Annotated in this window: 15 protein-coding genes; 5 read left to right on the plus strand and 10 right to left on the minus strand. The window is 71.6% G+C overall.

Annotation, left to right across the window (positions count from 1 at the left end; translation table 11 throughout):
• The first annotated feature begins 118 nt into the window (after positions 1-118).
• A complete protein-coding gene (locus tag ADL25_RS00305) occupies positions 119-1336 on the plus strand; it encodes an MFS transporter (protein WP_059125510.1) in 1218 nt (405 codons plus the stop codon).
• On the opposite strand, the gene ADL25_RS00310 is transcribed toward ADL25_RS00305, so the two are convergent.
• Together ADL25_RS00310 and ADL25_RS00315 are read right to left on the minus strand one after the other, a co-directional pair.
• On the minus strand, positions 1296-1754 hold the full coding sequence (locus ADL25_RS00310) for an acyl-CoA thioesterase (protein ID WP_059125511.1): 459 nt from the start codon (positions 1752-1754) through the stop codon (positions 1296-1298). The two genes, ADL25_RS00305 and ADL25_RS00310, sit on opposite strands and share 41 nt — an antisense overlap.
• Positions 1755-1852: 98 nt before the next feature.
• Positions 1853-3118 carry an alginate lyase family protein gene (locus ADL25_RS00315; protein ID WP_059125512.1) on the minus strand — a complete coding sequence of 422 codons (1266 nt, stop codon included), beginning with the start codon at positions 3116-3118 and terminating at the stop codon, positions 1853-1855.
• A 122-nt stretch (positions 3119-3240) separates the two neighbouring features.
• On the opposite strand from ADL25_RS00315, the gene ADL25_RS00320 reads away from it, so the two are divergent.
• The 3 genes from ADL25_RS00320 to ADL25_RS00330 all read left to right on the plus strand — a co-directional run bounded on the left by ADL25_RS00320 (position 3241) and on the right by ADL25_RS00330 (position 6604).
• Complete coding sequence (locus ADL25_RS00320; protein WP_059125513.1) at positions 3241-4674, plus strand: uracil-xanthine permease family protein; 1434 nt, start codon at positions 3241-3243, stop codon at positions 4672-4674.
• 234 nt (positions 4675-4908) lie between these two features.
• A complete protein-coding gene (locus ADL25_RS00325; RefSeq protein ID WP_059125514.1) occupies positions 4909-5583 on the plus strand; it encodes a DUF5995 family protein in 675 nt (224 codons plus the stop codon).
• 91 nt (positions 5584-5674) lie between these two features.
• Positions 5675-6604: a TIGR03619 family F420-dependent LLM class oxidoreductase gene (locus ADL25_RS00330; protein ID WP_059125515.1), complete on the plus strand. Its 930-nt coding sequence runs from the start codon at positions 5675-5677 to the stop codon at positions 6602-6604.
• Between the two features lie 58 nt (positions 6605-6662).
• Here ADL25_RS00330 and ADL25_RS00335 read toward each other — a convergent pair whose 3' ends face one another.
• The 7 genes from ADL25_RS00335 to ADL25_RS00365 all read right to left on the minus strand — a co-directional run bounded on the left by ADL25_RS00335 (position 6663) and on the right by ADL25_RS00365 (position 15822).
• Positions 6663-8360 (minus strand): flavin monoamine oxidase family protein, encoded by a 1698-nt coding sequence (locus ADL25_RS00335; protein ID WP_059125516.1) that lies wholly within the window; start codon positions 8358-8360, stop codon positions 6663-6665.
• 45 nt (positions 8361-8405) lie between these two features.
• Positions 8406-9194: a carbon-nitrogen hydrolase family protein gene (locus ADL25_RS00340; protein WP_059125517.1), complete on the minus strand. Its 789-nt coding sequence runs from the start codon at positions 9192-9194 to the stop codon at positions 8406-8408.
• 826 nt (positions 9195-10020) lie between these two features.
• Positions 10021-11526: an HAD-IA family hydrolase gene (locus tag ADL25_RS00345; RefSeq protein ID WP_267889217.1), complete on the minus strand. Its 1506-nt coding sequence runs from the start codon at positions 11524-11526 to the stop codon at positions 10021-10023.
• A 325-nt stretch (positions 11527-11851) separates the two neighbouring features.
• Positions 11852-12943 carry an ABC transporter ATP-binding protein gene (locus ADL25_RS00350; RefSeq protein ID WP_059125518.1) on the minus strand — a complete coding sequence of 364 codons (1092 nt, stop codon included), beginning with the start codon at positions 12941-12943 and terminating at the stop codon, positions 11852-11854.
• Between the two features lie 13 nt (positions 12944-12956).
• Complete coding sequence (locus tag ADL25_RS00355; RefSeq protein WP_059125519.1) at positions 12957-13790, minus strand: ABC transporter permease; 834 nt, start codon at positions 13788-13790, stop codon at positions 12957-12959.
• The gene (locus ADL25_RS00360) at positions 13778-14674 is read right to left on the minus strand and encodes an ABC transporter permease (protein WP_059125520.1); all 897 of its coding nucleotides are present in this window, start codon (positions 14672-14674) and stop codon (positions 13778-13780) included. The genes ADL25_RS00355 and ADL25_RS00360 overlap by 13 nt, the downstream gene beginning before the upstream one ends.
• A complete protein-coding gene (locus tag ADL25_RS00365; RefSeq protein ID WP_059125521.1) occupies positions 14671-15822 on the minus strand; it encodes an ABC transporter substrate-binding protein in 1152 nt (383 codons plus the stop codon). The genes ADL25_RS00360 and ADL25_RS00365 overlap by 4 nt, the downstream gene beginning before the upstream one ends.
• Before the next feature lie 203 nt (positions 15823-16025).
• Between ADL25_RS00365 and ADL25_RS00370 the strand changes: the two genes are divergently transcribed.
• Positions 16026-16766, plus strand: coding sequence for a GntR family transcriptional regulator (locus ADL25_RS00370; RefSeq protein ID WP_059125522.1), 741 nt, complete (start codon positions 16026-16028; stop codon positions 16764-16766).
• A 21-nt stretch (positions 16767-16787) separates the two neighbouring features.
• Here the strand turns inward: ADL25_RS00370 and ADL25_RS00375 are convergent, their stop codons facing one another.
• Positions 16788-17240 carry an Lrp/AsnC family transcriptional regulator gene (locus ADL25_RS00375; RefSeq protein WP_059125523.1) on the minus strand — a complete coding sequence of 151 codons (453 nt, stop codon included), beginning with the start codon at positions 17238-17240 and terminating at the stop codon, positions 16788-16790.
• Positions 17241-17601: the final 361 nt, after the last annotated feature.

Below are 17601 nucleotides of genomic sequence, written 5' to 3' on the forward strand. Positions count from 1 at the left end.
CCGGGATCCTCCCAGATCGGCGGGGACGTTCACCGGCCCCCTCCCTCCTATCTATCAGGCAGGGTTCCTGATAGTTTACGCCACGCAGCGAGGCGGACACACCCGGGGAGGGGCGAGAATGGGCGCGGTGGAGAGGGTCTACTCAGTACGTGACGTGAAGCGTGCGCGGTACGCCGTGGCGGCGGTCTTCGCCGTGCACGGTGCCGTCACCGGCTCGTTCGCGACCCGTGTGCCGTGGATCCAGGACCACGCCTCGGTCAGCGCGGGGCAACTCGGACTGGCGCTCGCGTTCCCCGCGCTCGGCGCGTCCGTGGCGATGCCGCTCGCCGGCAGCATCAGCCATCGGTTCGGCGCCCGCAACGCCCTGCGCGGTCTGATCGCCCTGTGGACGCTCTCCCTTGTTCTGCCGTCCCTCGCGCCCAACCTCCTCACGCTCTGCCCGGCCCTGTTCGTCTACGGCGCCTCGGCGGGCATGGCGGACGTCGCGATGAACGCCCTCGGTGTGGAGGTCGAGGACCGGCTCGGACGGTCGATCATGTCCGGTCTGCACGGCATGTGGAGCGCAGGCGCACTGATCGGCTCGGCCGCCGGCACACTCGCCGCACACCTCGGCTCGGACGCCCGGCTGCACCACACCCTGGCGGCCGCGGTCCTGACCGTGCTGGGGCTGGTCGCCTGCACCTGGGTGCTCGACCTCCAGCCCGCCGAGGACGAGGAGCCGCCGCCCCGGTTCGCCCTGCCGCCGAAGTCGGCGCTGCTGATCGGCGCGATCGGGTTCTGCGCGGTGTTCGCCGAGGGCGCGAGCCTGGACTGGTCCGCCGTGTATCTGCGGCACGAACTGGAGACCTCGGCGGGGCTCGCGGCCGCGTGCACCACGGGCTTCACGCTCACCATGGCCGTCGCCCGGATCGCGGGCGACAAGGTGGTGGACCGGTTCGGTTCGGTGCGCACCGTACGGGCCGGCGGCGTCCTGGCCGTCCTCGGCGGACTGCTGATCGTCGGTGCCGGTGATCCGGTCGTGGCGATGACCGGCTTCGCACTGATGGGCCTCGGCATCGCCGTCGTCGTGCCGTTGTGCTTCGCCGCGGCCGGCCGCAGCGGTCCGAACCCCAGCCAGGCCATCGCCGGTGTCGCGACGATCACGTACACCTCGGGGCTCGTCGCGCCGAGTGCGATCGGCGGACTGGCCCAGGCGACCAGCCTCGTGGTCTCGTTCGGGCTGGTGACGGTGCTTGCCTGCGGGCTCGCCCTGTTCGCGGGGGTGCTCCGCGCGGGCGACCGGGAACGACCGAAGGTCAGTCCGCCGAGCGCAGCAGTTCCCGACCCAAGGCCCTGAACCGGTCGCTCCACGACGTGGGGCGCAGGGTCGCCGCGTCGAGCCGGACCAGGACCCGGGTGCCGTGCGCGTACGTCACCGCTCCGTCGGTCGAGCAGAACCGGAACCCGTAGGTGAGGCCGGTGTTCCCGAGTCGCTCGAGCCACAGGTGCACGGCGTACGCGCCCGGCCTGCTCACCGGGGCCTCGTAGGTGATCCGCAGCTCCTTGACGGCGTTGCAGAAGTCCCCCGCCGCCTCCCAGTCGCCCTCGAAGCCGAAGCCCTGCTCGTGCCACAGGACGGTCCAGGCGCGTTCGACCATGACGGGATAGCGGGCGTTGTGCAGCAGGCCGAGCGCGTCGAGGTCGTCGAAGTGGACGACGACGGGGATCAACCGTCCGTACGACTGGACGGGCAAGGCCTGGGCTTCGGCGGTCACGGGCGGGGCTCCTCGATGTGGCCTGATGAGGCGCTCGCGACACCGCGGCGCTGTTCAGAGCCATGGTAAGCGCTCGCTCAGGATGCCCCGCCCGCGGGTCAGCCCGCGATCGAGTCCAGCTGCTCGGCGGCGGGCCGCAGCGCCCACAGGTCACCGCCGGGAGGCGCCTCCAGCAGCCGCACCGCCTTCCGGGCGCGCGCGTCGCCGGCGTCCGCCGCCGCGTGCACGACGTCGCTCGCCGCGTACCGGTGGAACTCCAGTTCGGGGTAGGGCCAGGCCCCGGCACCCGTCGCCGCCGGCAGCAGGAAGTCGACCGCCTTGACCAGGCTCTGCCCCTCGGGTCCCCGGTAGGACCACAGGTCCACGCCGACGTGCCGGCCGATGGCCGCGAGCCGCGTGTACGCCACCAGGTCGAAGGTCGAGTAGTGCCAGCTGCGTGTCCGGGCGAGCTCCTGCGGCTGGCTGCCGTCGGCTGCGATCTGCGGGTCGATGCGCCTGGCGCGTGCGTCGAGCACCGTCCGCCGGGCGAGCGCCTCGTCGCCGGTCGCGTACGCCAGGGCGGCGAGCTGCATGTCGTAGAAGGTGCCGTGGTTGTTCTCGGCGGCACCTTCCTCCTTGCCGAAGGACCCGTCGGTCAGCCAGGTACGGAAGGCGACGTTCCAGTCGTGCATCCCCGAGCGGTCGGCCTCGGACCAGCCGGGGGCGCCGGTGTTCAGGACGGCGATCGCGTCCAGGACGCCGGTGTACGACTGGGAGAAGTCGATGATCCCGATGGCTCGGCCGTCGTACCTGCACGGGATGAACTGCCCGTGGTCCAGTTCGGGGTTCATCCTGGTCGCCGGATCCAGGAACCATGTGCGCAGCACCTGGGCCGCCTTCTGCGCGTACTGCTTCCTGCCCGTGTAGTACCAGGCCAGCGCGAGGTCGTAGGTGGAGTCGAAGACCTTCTCCACGTCCTGGCGGTCGGTCCCCGTGTCGACCTCGGGGTTGCGCTGCCCGTCGCGCTGCTCGTAGGGGCAGCCCCAGGGGTTGTCGGCCGTCCTCGGCTGCGTGGGCCACCAGTACGGGGCCTGGCTGAGGTAGTCGTGCACGTCTCCGCCGGGTGCGGGCCTCGGCTTGTCGACGACCGTCCAGGGACCCTGGTCGAGCCAGGCGTCGGCGCGTTCGGTCAGATCACCGAGAGCCCCGCGCAGCCGGGGGTCTCCGTGGTCCAGCCGGATCCTGGTCTGCTGCAACCGGGTGCCGTCGAGGACGGCGGTTCTGGGGACCTTCGGTGCCGTGTGGGCCGATGCGCTGGGCACGAGGACGGCCGCGAAGGCGGTCACGGCGGCGAGCAGAGCGGCCAGGCGGGGGCGTGCACTCATCAAGGCTCCGATCAGAAATATGAACGCAGTTCATGAGTGGGACCGTGTGAGCGTAGGACCGCCTGATGACCCTGACAATGGTTCGGACAATTCTTCACGTACAGAGAAAGAGAAGCTTCACCATGGATCTCGGCGTGCGCTGGAAGCTGCACGGAGACGGGCACACGCCCGCGCCCGGAGCGGTCGTCCGTCCCGACGAACGGCTCTCCTGGCCCCGCACGATCGGGCTCGGTGCGCAGCACGTCGTGGCGATGTTCGGGGCGAGTTTTGTGGCGCCCGTGCTCATGGGCCTCGACCCCAACCTCGCGATCATGATGTCCGGCGTCGCGACCGTCATCTTCCTGCTGGCGACCCGCGGACGGGTGCCCAGCTATCTCGGCTGCTCGCTCTCCTTCGTGGGCGTCGCCGCCGTGATCAGGGCGCAGGGCGGCACCAGCGCGACCGTGACCGGCGCGGTGCTGGTCGTCGGCGCGGTGTTGTTCCTCGTGGGCCTCGCGGTCCAGCGGTTCGGGGCGCGGATCATCCATGCCACGATGCCGCCGATCGTGACCGGCGCGGTCGTCATGCTGATCGGGTTCAACCTCGCCCCGGTGACCGCCTCGACGTACTGGCCGCAGGACCAGTGGACCGCGCTGCCGGTCATGCTGTTCACCGGGCTGGCCGTGGTGTGCCTGCGCGGCTTCTGGTCCCGGATCGCGATCTTCCTGGGGCTGGTCTTCGGCTACGGCCTCTCGTGGGTGTGCGACCGGGCCTTCGGGAAGATCCACTCGGTGGACGCCGGCGGGAAGCTCACCGACCGCTGGCGCCTCGACCTGTCGGGCGTCGGCAGGGCGGACTGGATCGGCCTGCCCCATTTCCACGGACCGTCCTTCCAGTGGTCCGCGGTGCTGGTCGCCCTGCCCGTGGTGATCGCCCTGGTCGCCGAGAACGCGGGACATGTCAAGGCGGTCGGCGAGATGACGGGGGATCCGCTGGACGACAAGCTGGGCACGGCCATCTCCGCCGACGGCGTCGCGTCCGTGCTCTCGACCGCGGTCGGCGGCCCGCCCAACACGACGTACTCCGAGAACATCGGCGTGATGGCGGCCACCCGCGTCTACTCGACCGCCGCCTACTGGGCCGCCGCCGGCTTCGCCCTGCTCTTCGGTGTCTGCCCCAAGTTCGGGGCCGTCGTGGCCGCGATACCCGGCGGGGTGCTCGGCGGGATCACCGTCATCCTGTACGGAATGATCGGCCTGCTCGGCGCGCAGATCTGGATCAACTCCAAGGTGGACCTGCGCAATCCGCTGAACCTGGTGCCGGCCGCGGCGGGCATCATCATCGGCGTCGGCAACGTCAGCCTGAAGTTCGGCGACAGCTTCTCGCTGAGCGGTATCGCCCTGGGCACGCTGGTCGTCATCACCGGCTATCACGCGCTGCGGGCGATGGCCCCCGCCCACCTCAAGGGGCAGGAGCCGCTGCTGGACTCGGGAACCTCCTCGTACGACGAGGACGGCGACGAAGGCCGTCGGGACGCCGCCACCGCGCGGGACTCGGACGAGCGCGCCGGCTCGTAGTCGCTCCCGGACCCGGAACCCGGGGCTGCGCAGGCGCGCGGCCGGACGCTGCGGGCCGGACGGCACCGGTTGGGCCGGAGCGACAGGAGGTGCGCCACCCGGTCCGCGGGCGCACCCAGGTGCCGCCCGGCCCAGGCCCTGTCCCCCACCTGGACCACCGGCGCGTTCCCCCGTTCCGGCGAAGCCCGCGGGCCGCCGGCCCCTGGGCCGGGCGCGGCCTGCGACTCTGCCCCCATGGTCCGGTTGGAGCAGTACACCACCTCGGTCGACACGGTCGTCTCACGTATGCGCGCGCTCGACGAGGCATGGCCCGAGCACGACGGCGTCGCAGTCTTCAACCGCGTCTACCTTGCCGTCACCGAGGAGGTCGACCGCCGTCTGGACGCAGGGGACTTCCCCGACGCACGGGCCGCGAGCACGCTGGACGTCCGGTTCGCCGAGCGGTACCTGTCCGTCGCCGAGGAGGGGTCCCGACCGGCCTGCTGGCGGCCGTTGTTCCAGTTCCGGCGCCATCCGGGGGTGCGTCCGGTGCAGTTCGCGCTCGCCGGCATCAACGCGCACATCGGGCACGACCTCGCCCTCGCCGTCGTCGACGCCTGTCGCACGCTCGGCTGTGAACCGGGTGATCTCGAGGACGAGTTCGATCGTGTCGGGATCGTGCTCCTGTCGCTGGAGGAACGCATCCGCGAGGACCTGATGCCCGGCCCCGATCTGCTCCAGGTCGCCGACCCCCTCACCCATCTGCTCGGCGCCTGGAGCCTGGAGCGGGCGCGCGAGGCCGCCTGGTCCGCGGGGCGCGCCCTGTGGGCGCTGCGGGAACTTCCCGACCTGGCGGACGAGTTCGCCGGCCGGCTGGACGCGGCGGTGGGATTCGCCGGCCGGATCCTGCTCACCCCGCTCCCCGGATGATCCGGCCGGTTCTCGCCTGTCGCACGCGCAACCCCCGCACCGCGGTCGTACGTTGAACAAGCTGCACATCCAAGGCGAAGGAGCGACAGGTATGGCGACCCGGCTCGGACTCGGCCTCCCCCAGAACAAGCAGTACGACATCGGGCGCGATGTGCCCGACGTGGCACGCGCCGCCGAGGAGATGGGCTACGAGAGTCTGTGGGTGTACGAGCGGGCCCTGTTCCCGCTGGACTCCTCCCAGGGCCTGTACGACGTCGAGGGACTGCCCTGGCCCGAGTCCTACCGGGGGGTGGCCGAGCCGCTGGTGACGCTCACCCTGGCCGCGGCCGCCACCCGCCGCGCCCGGCTCGGGACGAGTGTGCTGGTGGCCCCCCTGCACGTGCCCTTCCAGCTCGCGAAGGCGTTCGCCACCCTGGACGCGGCGTCCGGCGGCCGGGTCGTGGCGGGCTTCGGCACGGGCTGGTCCCTGGACGAGTACGCGGCGGCGGCGGTCCGCCCCTTCGAACAGCGCGGCAAGGCGCTGGACGAGGTGATCGACGTCTGCCGCGCGGTATGGGGAGCGGACCCGGTCTCCTACGAGGGCACGGTCACGAAGCTCTCGTCCGTGGCCGTCGCACCCAAGCCCGCCCGGCCGATCCCGATCCTGCTGGCCGCGAGCAACAGCAGGGCACTGCGGCGGCTTGTCGACAAGGCCGACGGCTGGCTCCCGGTCTCCGCGGGCGCCGAGCGCATCGCCGCGCAGTGGCGCGAGCTGCAGGACCTGGCCGCCGAGCGAGGCCGGGTCACACCGCTCCAGTCGGTGCTGCGCGTCAACGCCTCCTACTCCGCCAAGGCCTACGACGGCGCGGACCGCGCTCTCTTCCAGGGCGACGTCGACCAGATCGTGGAGGACCTGGTCGCCCATGCCGCGGTCGGCCTGGACGAGATCCTGATCGACCTGCAGACCTCGGCGCGGGACGCCGAGGAGCTCAAGGACGTGGCCGCGGCGGTCTACACGGCGGCCCGGGCGGCCGGCGTCTGATCCCGGCGGGCGGCCGGGATCCGGCCGCCCGCCCCTGTGGGCCCGATGCCGGAGCGCCTCAGTCCTCCGGCAGCTCCACCGGCGCGATCTCGTCGTACACGTCACCGGGGCCGGGGTTGGACGGGTCGGTCCCGCCACCGAAGTGGTGCATGACGCCCCACACGGCGTTGAGCGCGGTCTGCACCGCGCCCTCCGCCCAGCCGGCCGTCCAGGAGATGTCGTCGCCGGCGAGGAAGATGCCCCGCTTCCCGTCGGGCAGCCGGTCCTGCATGAAGTGCGTGAACAGGCGCCGCTGGTAGCGGTAGTGACCGGGCAGGTTCGCCTTGAACGCACCCATGAAGTAGGGCTCGTTCTCCCAGGAGACCGTCACCGGGTTGCCGATGATGTGCTTCCTGATGTCGACCTTCGGGTAGATCTCGCCGAGCGACTTCAGCATCACCTCCATCCGCTCGTTCGCGGACAGCGGCAACCACTTCAGGCTGTCGTCGCACCAGGTGTAGGACAGGCAGATCACGGCCGGCCGGTCCGGGCCGTCGTCCAGCAGATAGGTCCCGCGGGTCATCCGGTCGGTGAGTGTCATCGACATCACGTCACGGCCGGTCTCCTCGTCCTTGTCCAGCCAGAACGGCCGGTCCACGGGCACGAAGAGCTTGCTGGACTCCATGTAGTGCGTGCGCTCGATCGCCGTCCAGTGGTCGATCGGGAACAGGGCGTCGTCGCAGGCGATCTTGGACAGCAGCATCCAGGACTGGGCCGTGAAGACCGCCGCCCGGTAGGTGCGGATGCGGCCCTTCGCGTCGGTGACCGTGATCCGGTCGCCCGCGGTGCGGTGCAGCCGGGTCACGGCGGGGCGCGGTTCGCCGCTCTCGTGCAGGGACCGCAGGGACGTCCCGTAGGGCCAGTGCACGATCTTCTGCGGCTCGCGCTCCCACAGGCGCAGCGGCAGCTGCTGGGAGCCGCCGACGATCCCGCGGTGGTGGTCGTCGGCCTCGGTGTAGACGACGCGCAGGATCTCCAGGATGGAGTTGGGGAAGTCGGTGTCCCAGCCGCCGGTACCGAAGCCGACCTGCCCGAAGATCTCCCGGTGCCGGAAGGACTTGAAGGCCTCGGAGTCGCAGAGGAAGCCGTAGAAGGTCTGGTTGTCGAGCTTCTCGACGAGCCCGGACCAGATCTCCCGGATGCGCCGCACGTCGCGCTCGCGCATGGCCCGGTTCATGTCGGAGAAGTCGGCGCCCTCCTCCAGGCAGGCGTTCCACGCGTCGGCCACGTCGCGGTACACCTGCGGCAGGTCGTCGAGCGTCTCCGCGTAGTGGCTCTCGCCCTTCAGGTCGACGACGGTCGACGGGGTCGCCTCGGCGAGCGGGTTGGGAAACGGCGCGGTCTCGAGCCCGGCCAGGTCGATGTAGTGCTGCAGGGCCGTGGAGGACGGCGGGAAGCGCATGGCGCCCATCTCCGCGGTCAGCGAGGGGTCGCAGCCTTCGAAGCCGACGGTGCGCAGCCTGCCGCCGATCCGGTCGGCCTCGTACACGACGGGCTTGAGGCCCATCTTCATCAGCTCGTAGGCGGCGACGATGCCGGACAGGCCGCCGCCGATGACCGCCACCTCGGTTCCGTGCTCGGTCGCCGGTATCTGGCCGAGGCCCGCCGGGTGGGCGAGGAAGTCGTCGTACGCGAAGGGGAAGTCCGGCCCGAACATGGTGATCGGCGGTTGCTGCCCGTCGGTGTGCTGGGCGGCGTTGGGCACCGTGGACGTCATGGGGCGGGGACTCCTTGCGCGGAAGGTACTCGGTGGGACTGAGGGTCAGACGAGGGACCCGTAGAGGCCGGGGCGCCGGTCCTTGAGGTACGGGTTCGCCGCACGGGACTCGGCCAGACGGGCGGGGTCGACGTCGGCGAGGACGAGCTCCTCGACGCGGCCGGCGCGGACCCGGGCGATCCCGTCGGGGCCGGCGAGCGTGGAGAGTCCGACGAACTCGAACTCCCCCTCCTGGCCGACGCGGTTGACGTACGCCACGTACATCTGGTTCTCGAAGGCCCGCACCGGGACGAGGGACTCGGCGACGAACTGGAAGGGGTGCATCTGGGCCGTCGGGACCAGGAGGAGGTCGGTGCCGGCCAGAGCGTGGGCGCGGACGTTCTCCGGGAACTCCACGTCGTAGCAGATCATCAGTCCGACCCGCAGGCCGTGCAGCTCGGCCTGGACGACCGGCACGTCGCCCGGCGTGAAGTGGTCGCGCTCGAAGCAGCCGAAGAGGTGGGTCTTGCGGTAGTTCGCCAGACGGTCGCCGTCGGCGGACAGCAGCTGGGCGGAGTTGAAGACGCTCTCGCCGTCCCGCTCGGGGTAGCCGTAGGCGATCGCCAGACCGTGCGTGGAGGCGATCTCCGCGACGGCGTCGGCGGAGTCCCCGTCGGCGGGCTCGGCGAGGCGCACGATGTCGCCGCCGATCGCGTAACCGGTGAGGAACAGCTCCGGCGCGACGAGCAGTCCCGCGCCCGCGGCGGCCGCCCGGCCCGCGGCCTCGTCGAGGACCTTGAGGTTCTCGAGGACCGAGCCGGGGCGTCCGGAGCTCTGGAGCAGGGCGGTGCGCATGCGTGGTCTCCACCGGTACCGAAGAGTGTTGGGGGGTCGCATAGACGGTACGGTCGGCGCCCTTGACCGGACAAGGAGGAGCCGTTGCGCGCCGGTGCGCGGATCATTGCGTCCGCAGGGGGCACGGCGGCGATTCGTTGCGCGCCCTGCCGGGCGCCTTTCGGAGCGCTGAGGCGCAGGTCACAGCGGTGTTCCTACGGCTCCCACCGCCGCTCCGCGATCTCCCGCGGCTCCGTGCCGCCCCGCGACGCCCGTCGAGGAGGATCGATGTGCACCGGACTCGCCTCCGCCAGGCCACCGAGCCGTACGCGTACGACGGTGCGGGGCGATCCGCGTCCACGGCGAGCTCGGCGACCGGCCGCGCCCCACGGCCGAGGAGGCCGAGCAGACCGTTGACGCACCGTCGGCCCGTTCTCGTCCTCGCACCGGTGCTCGTCGCTCGCCGGTGGATCAGGGGCCCTCGGGGCCGGCGGCCGACGGAAGGCCGCGTCCGGGTGGCGGCCGACGCGGCGGACGCACGGCGCCGTCGCGTGCGCGAGCCGCCCGACGCCGGTCTGCGCCTCCCTCGGCACGGGCGGACGGCTGCCGTCGCCGGCCGGGGTGAGAGGGAGAGTCACCGGCCGGGGTACCGAAGAGGCGGGCGTCGTCGGACATACCGTCGTCTGCCGCACCTCCCCCGCCTCGTCCCGGGCTCCACGTCCCCGGCCCGGCGACCGCGGCGGCAGCACCCCGTCGCCGTGCGGCCGTGCGGGGACCGGCACGGCGTGACCCCGATGCCGTGCCGGGCGGTCGGCCGTTCGACGACGTGGAGCTCCGAGCCGGAGGATCAGTCGCCGTGGGACACGGTGAACGTCGTGATCACCGCCGCGTGGTCGGAGGGCCAGGCGTTGCCGGACACGTCGGGCCAGGGCCGCGGATCGCCGCTGACGAAGGTGCGTGAGTCGAGCACCTCGAGACCCCGGTGCAGGACGTAGTCGATCCGGTCCTGCGGTTCGGGGCGTCCGCTGCCGTCCTCGTGCACCGGGTGGATCGGCGACCAGGTGTGGCCGGGGTCGGCGGCCGGGTCCGGACGCGCCTCGCGATAGGAGTCGCCGAAGCCCGCCTCCTCGGCCGCCCTCGTCACCGGCCACGCGACGTCGGGCCAGTCCAGATGGGAGGGGCAGTTGAAGTCGCCCATGAGCACGACCGGCACTCCGTCGTCGGACGACTCCTCGATCCACCGCAGGGCCCCCTGCATCTGCGCGAGTCGGACCTCTTCGTGGGCGATGAGCCGGTCCGCCGGGAGCCCGTCGAAGACGGACTCGTAGGGGCCGTACGGCGTGTAGTGCAGGTGGGCCGTCCAGATGTCGACCTCCCGACCGGGGGCGATCCGGATCCGGACCCCCGCCGCACCGTAGAAGCCCACGTCCGGGTCGCCGAAGCGGCGGGTGATCGGATGGCGGCTGATGATGCCGAGGTTCTCGCCGGCCCGGTGGTGGTACCAGCCGAGGGCGTCGGCGAGTTCCTGGGCCGCGATGCCCCCGGTCTCCTGAAGGCCGACGACGTCCGCGCCGCTCTCCGCGATCGCCTTGAGCTGCTTGGCCCGGTGGTCGTCGACCGGGGTGCCGCCGAGCCAGAGGTTCCAGCTCATCACAGGGAGTACCTGCCCTGTCGTTCGATCGGCCGTCTCTGCGGCGGCCATGGCACGCAGGTCCTCCGGCGTGACCCCGGCGAGGCTCGCCCGCACCGTACGGCCGGGCGCCGCGTCGATCGGCGCGAGCGAGGGCACCGCGAGCACCACGCACCCGGCCGCCTCGGCCGACGAGACGCCGGTGTGGGTGTCCTCCACGGCCACGCAGGCCGCAGGGTCGACGCCGAGGGCGCGGCAGGCCGCGAGATAGGGGGCGGGGTCGGGCTTGGTGCGGTCGGTGTCGTCGGCGGTGACGGAGACCGCGAAGCGCCCGGCCCCGAGCGCCTCGAGCACCGTGTCCGCGACGGTCCGGGGAGAGGCGGTGACCAGCGCGGTGGGCACGCCGTCGCGGGCGAGGGCGTCCAGCAGGTCAAGGGCGCCGGGGCGCGGGACGATGCCGGCCCGGACGCGGCCGACGAACTCCTGGTGCAGCCGCTCGGCGAGCTCGGCGGCCGAGGCGCCCGTGGTCGCGGCGAGCCACTCGGCGGTGTGCTCCACCGGACGGCCGAGCACCTCGGGCTGGTCCGCCTCGGTGAGAGGCCGCTCGGCGACGTGTTCCACCGCCTCCCACCACTGCCGCTCGGTGTCGACGAGCGTGCCGTCCATATCGAACAGGACCGCCTGCAGCGGGGTGCCGGAAACGTGGCCGACAAGGCTCTTCACCAAGACATTCTCTTTCTTCTCACCGGACCCGGACGTACACGGGCACGGTCATGGATCGGTTGTCACCCCACCGTTCGGCACGTGTGGGGCGGACGGGCGGACGGCCCCACCGAATCGCGGGGTCGTGCGTGCCCTCTCGTTCCCGATCCCGCATTCGGCCGCCAGGCCTACGAGCGGAAGGACGATGTGTTCACGGACAGGACGTCAGGAAGATCGGAGGATCACCCACCGGTGCATCTGTGACGACCCGGATCGGGTGCCGGGCCGAAGGGCCGGCCCGGCACCGGGCGAAGGCCGTCCCGGCCGCAGACGGCCGGGACGGTCCTCACCCCTTGGTGCGCTCCGCCACCACGACCGGCAGCTCGGGCAGCGTGACCGCCACCCGCGCCCCGGCCGGGAAGTCGGCGGCCCGCCGGGTGGGCACGTCGGCCTTGACGTCGTACCCCTCGGGAAGTCGCACGGTGATGCGGGTGGTGGCCCCGAGGAAGGCTCCGGATGTCACCAGTCCGTCGCCCTGGGGATCCGGCGCCAGCTCCACCGCCTCCGGACGGACCAGCACGTCCACGCTCGCGCCCACGGGGGCGGCGCCGCCCGTCACCGGCACCCGGCTTCCCAGCGCCTCGGCGACCTCGGCCGCCGCCATCCGGCCCGGGATCCGGCTCACCGTTCCGACGAACTCGGCGACGAAGGCGGTGGCCGGGCGGGAGTAGAGCTCCGTGGGCGAGGAGCACTGCTCGACCCGGCCGGCACGCATCACGGCGACCCGGTCGGCCATCGACAGGGCCTCTTCCTGATCGTGCGTCACGAACAGGGTGGTGATGCCCAGTTCCTGCTGCAGCCGGCGGATCTCCTCGCGCAGGGTGGTGCGCACCTTGGCGTCCAGCGCCGACAGCGGCTCGTCGAGGAGCAGCACCCGCGGGCGCAGTGCGAGCGCACGGGCCAGCGCGATGCGCTGCTGCTGACCGCCGGAGAGCTGGTGCGGGAAGCGCTCGCCCTTGTCGGCCAGGCCCACCAGGTCGAGCAGCTCCGCGGCCCTGGCGCGCCGCTGAGCGGTGCCTACCTTGCGCATACGCAGGCCGAAGGCCACGTTGTCGAGCGCGCTGAGGTGCGGGAAGAGGCTGTACGACTGGAAGACCATGCCGGCGTCGCGCCGGTGGGCCGGGACGTCCGTGACGTCCACGTCGTCGACCAGCACCTCACCGGAATCGGGGTGCTCGAACCCGGCGAGCATGCGCAGCGCGGTGGTCTTGCCGCAGCCGGACGGGCCGAGCAGGGCGAGGAGTTCGCCCGGCCGGACCGTCAGGTCGAGCCCGTCGAGGGCGACGGAGTTCCCGAACTGGCGTCGCAGGCCGCGGAATTCGACGGTGGCGGCGCCGGCCTTGGCTGTCTTCTCGTTCTCTGGGGCGGTGAGGGTCATGGCGGTGTCATCCCTAAGGGGCGGTACGGGAAGGGGTGCGGCGCCCGCCGACGGCGGCGAGGGCGAGCAGCAGCACCCAGGTCACGAGCAGGCTGAGCACGGAGACGGCGACGGACATCTGGGCCTGGGCGCCGGAGATGTCCACGATCCACACCGCGAAGGGCTGGTAGCCCAGCAGGTGGGAGACGGTGAACTCACCGAGCACCAGCGCGAGGGTCAGGAACGAGGCGTTCAGCAGGGCCCCGCGCAGGTTCGGCAGCACGGCTCGCACCAGTGCCTGCGGCCAGCTCGCGCCACAGCTGCGGGCGGCCTCGACGAGGGTACGCACGTCGACGGCCCGCAGTCCGGCGTCCAGCGCCTGGTAGACGAACGGCAGCGCCATCACGACGTATGCGAGGACGAGGACGAACGGGTAGTTCTCGTTCTGGATCGCCACGATCGTCTGGAAGAGCGGGGTGCGCGAGAGGTACTCGGGCCCCCACTTCAGCACCGTGCTGATCCCGGCGACGAACGCGATGGGCGGCACGACGAGCGGCAGCGAGCAGACGACCGCGACGACGGACCGCAGCTTCGACGCGCCGAGCCGCAGCGCGACCATGGCGGGGACCATCAGCAGCAGGACCAGGACGATGGTGGTCACCGCCAGCTCCAGGGAGAGCAGCAGGCTGTCGGTGAAGCCCTCGGTGCCGAGGATCTGGCTGTAGGCGCCGAACGTGACATGGTCGCCCGAGTCGACCGAGAAGACCACGGACGCGGCCAGCGGGACGAGGAAGTACACCGCGGCCGCGGCCAGGACGAGACCTCGCCCGGGCCGGACGCGCGTGCGGGAGAAGGTCAGGCGAGCCATCGCGAGCTCCGTCGTTGCAGGGGCAGGTACACGGCCATCACCAGACCCGCGACCACGACCATGTCGAGGCTGAGGGCCAGTGCCACGTTCTCCTGTCCGACGAGAACGTTTCCGGAGAGGGCGTCGGCGATCTGCAGCGTGACCAGCGGGACGGTGCTGCCGACCATCGCGGCCGCGGTGGCGTACGCGGCGAACGCGCTGCCGAAGAGCAGCACGAAACCGCCGAGCAGAGACGGAGTGAGCACCGGCAGCGCGACGTGACGCCAGTACTGTCCGTGGGTGGCGCCGTTGTTCTGCGCGGCCTCCCGCCACTGGGCGCGCAGCCCCTCGAGTGCCGGCGTGATGGTGAGGACCATCAGCGGTACGAGGAAGTACAGGTAGACCAAGGTCAGACCCCAGAAGCTGTACAGGTCGAAGCCCGCGTCCTTCAGACCCAGGCGCCCGGTGAGGACGCCGGAGTTGCCGAGGGTGGCGACGAAGGCGAAGGCCAGCGGCACACCGCCGAAGTTGGCGAGCACGCCCGAGGCCGTCAGCACCGCCTCACGCAGGAAACGGAAGCGCGAGGTCACCACTGCCTGGGCGAGAAGCAACCCGAACAGCGTGGCGATGGCGGCGGACACGGCGGACAGCTTCACACTGCCGAGCAGGGCCGTCAGATACGCGCCCTGCAAGGAGCTGCTCAGGTTCTCGCCACTGTACGAAGTGGCGCCCGTCGCCTGGTCCTTGACGGTGAAGGCGCCGTTCAGCATGGCCAGGGCGGGCAGCCCGAAGGTGATCGCGGTGAAGGCCAGCAGCGGAACGACCGCGAGCCAGCCGGGGGCGCGGCGCCGTCGCTTCGCCGAAGCGACGGGCGCCACGTCCACGCGCGGGAGGGCGGTGGTCATCCGGAGACGGCCTTACCCCAGCCCTGCGCGATGACCGTCTTGGCCTTGTTCTGCTGGTCCTCGGACGGGAAGGAAGGCGTGCCAGTGACCGCGGGCAGCTTGGCCGCGGCGTCCTTGTCCAGCGTGCCGGCCTTGTCCATCGCGGTCATGAGGGCCGGACGGGCGTAGCCCTTGAGCCAGAGGTTCTGGCCCTCGGTGCTGTAGAGGTACTCCTGCCACAGGCGGGCGGCCGCCGGGTGCGGGGCGTCCTTGTTGATGGCCTGCGAGTAGTACTGGGCGTACTGGCCGTCGCTCGGGACGGAGACCTTCCAGTCCAGGCCCTTGGACTTGAACTCGTCGGCGTAGCCGGCGTTCAGGTAGTCCCAGTCGATGCTGATCGGGGTCTCGCCCTTCTCGACGGTGGCCGGGGTGGACTCGACGGGGGTGTAGTTGCCGTTCTTCTTCAGCTTGGCGAAGAAGTCGAGGCCCGCCTGGACGTCGTCGAAGGAGCCGCCGTTCGCGAGCGCGGCCGCGTAGACACCGCCGAAGGCCGAACCGGACTTGGTGGGGTTGCCGTTGAGCGCCACCTGGCCCTTGTACTGCGGCTTCAGCAGGTCGGCGAAGGTGGTCGGGCAGGTCTTGACCCGCTTGGCGTCGCAGCCGATGGAGACGTAGCCGCCGTAGTCGTTGTACCAGCGGGCCTGCGGGTCCCTCTGCGCGGAGGGGATGTCACCGAAGGAGGTGACCTTGTACGGCGCGAGCAGCCCCTGCTGGGCGGCGCTCAGGGCGAAGGAGCTGCCGAGGTCGAGGACGTCGGGCGCGCGGTCCTGGCCCTTGCGCGTGGTGACGGCGTTGATCTCGTCCTGGCTGCTGGCGTCCGGGCTCTCGTCCTCGATCTTGATGCCGTACTTCTTCTGGAAGCCGTCGATGAGGGCGCCGTAGTTGGCCCAGTCGCGAGGCAGCGCGATGGCGTGCAGCGTGCCTTCCTTCTTGGCCGCCGCGACCAGGGCGTCCATGCCACCCATGTCGGCGGCGGAGGTGGCGGTCGCGGCGCTCTTGCCGTCGGTGGTGGTCGATGCGTTGTCGGTCGCGGCGCCGCAGGCGCTCAGGGCGAGCGCGGCAACAACGGCGAGGCTGCCGCTGAGGACGGTGGTTCTCGACAGGGACACTGGTTCTCCAGGGGAGGCACGAGGAGTACGGAGCACTTGTCTGAACAAGTTGGCCCCAGTACGCCCGGCGCCGATGTCCTGTCAGTGAACAGAGGCGAAACCCTGAACCTTTGTTGCCTGCACATTCGCGACCGGAGTAGATCACGCTCAGGTCTCGTTTAGTCTGTTCGAGCTGTGCACAGCAGTCGACCAAGAGGGGAAGCATGACGGCCCGACATGAGGAGATCGCGGACGAATTGCGTCGCGCGATCGACCGCGAGGAGTACACCGTCGGCAGTCTGCTGCCCACGGAGACCGACCTCGCGGCCCACTACGGCGTCTCCCGCGGCACGGTCCGCCAGGCCGTCGCGGCCCTCACCGCCGAGGGACTCATCGGGTCACGGCAGGGTGCCCGCCGGGTGGTCCTGGCCAGCCGGCGCAGCCAGAGCTTCGCGGAGCTGCGCAGCTTCGCCGAGTGGGCGCGGGCGATGGGCCGGGAGGCCACCGGGCGCGTCGTGGCGCAGACCTACCGTCCGGCGACCAAGGAGGACGCCGTACGCCTCCACCTGCCCGAGCAGAACCCGGTACTGCACGTTCTGCGCGTACGCGGACTGGACGGGGAGCCCGTGCTGCTGGAGCGGACCGTGTACGCGGACTGGATCTCCCCGGCGGTCGAGGCCATAGAGCCCGACTGCCCCTCCGTCACCCAGCGGCTCTTCGAGGACCGGGGCCTGGTCTTCGCGTACGGCGAGCACGTCATCGACGCGGTCGCGGCGGGGGCCCAGGACGCCGAACTGCTCGGCATCCGGCGCACCAGCCCGCTGCTGCGGGTCCGCCGCGTCACGACAACCCGCGAAGGGCGCCCGGTGGAGTGGTCGGACGACCGCTACCGCTCGGACGCCGTGAGCTTCAGCGTGCACAACTCGATAGGAAACAACGCGCTGGCCCGCAAGACGGCCGAGTGACCCGGCCGCGCCCCCGGGGTGTCAGGTGGGCGAGCCCGAGGAGAACCGGCGCAGCAACGGCGAGAGGACGAGCACCGATTTGGTGCGCTCCACGAAGGGTTCCCCGGCGATCCGCTCCAGCACGCGCTCGAAGTGGCGCATGTCGGCGGCGAAGACCTGGGCGATCGCGTCGGCCTCACCGGTGACGGTGGAGGCGGCCACGACCTCCTGGTAGCGCTCCAGACCCCGCCGGATGGTCCCCGGTGAGGTGTTGCGCCGGCAGTAGAGCTCGACGAACCCCTCCGTCTCCCAGCCGAGCGCCCTCGGGTCCACCCGGACGGTGAACCCGGTGATGGCGCCGGTCGCGCGCAGTCTGTCCACGCGCCGCTTGACGGCGGGCGCGGACAGGCCGACGAGCTGGCCGATGTCCGCGTAGGAGCGGCGGGCGTCCTCGGCCAGGGCGTGGACGATGCGTTCGTCGAGGTCGTTCAGCAAGGCGGGTGGTTCACTTCTCTGCGGTGAGTGCGGTCGGCGCGGGCTCCACGGCGGCCGGCCGGGAACGGCGGTGGCCCTACAGGAAGTAGAACACGAGCCCGAGGGCCGTCCGGCACCCGAAGCGCACCGAGGTGACGGTCGCGGGGCACCTCGTCAACACGCGGAGGCGAAACCCGGCCGCGTGCGGCACCACGACAGCGGAACCGTGACGCCCGGGCCGGCGGTTCGCCCCGGTCCGGCGCCCGTGCGGTCGCCCGCGCCCCGGCCTCGTCCGCCGCGCCGAAGCCGTGGGCCGCCACCTGGGCGTCGGTCCACCGGCAGCCGGCCGCTCGGGGCCGCCTGCCCCTCGGACCACGTGCGG

This window comes from Streptomyces sp. NRRL F-5122 (assembly GCF_001507435.1).
GTDB classification, from domain to species: Bacteria; Actinomycetota; Actinomycetes; order Streptomycetales; family Streptomycetaceae; genus Streptomyces; species Streptomyces lannensis.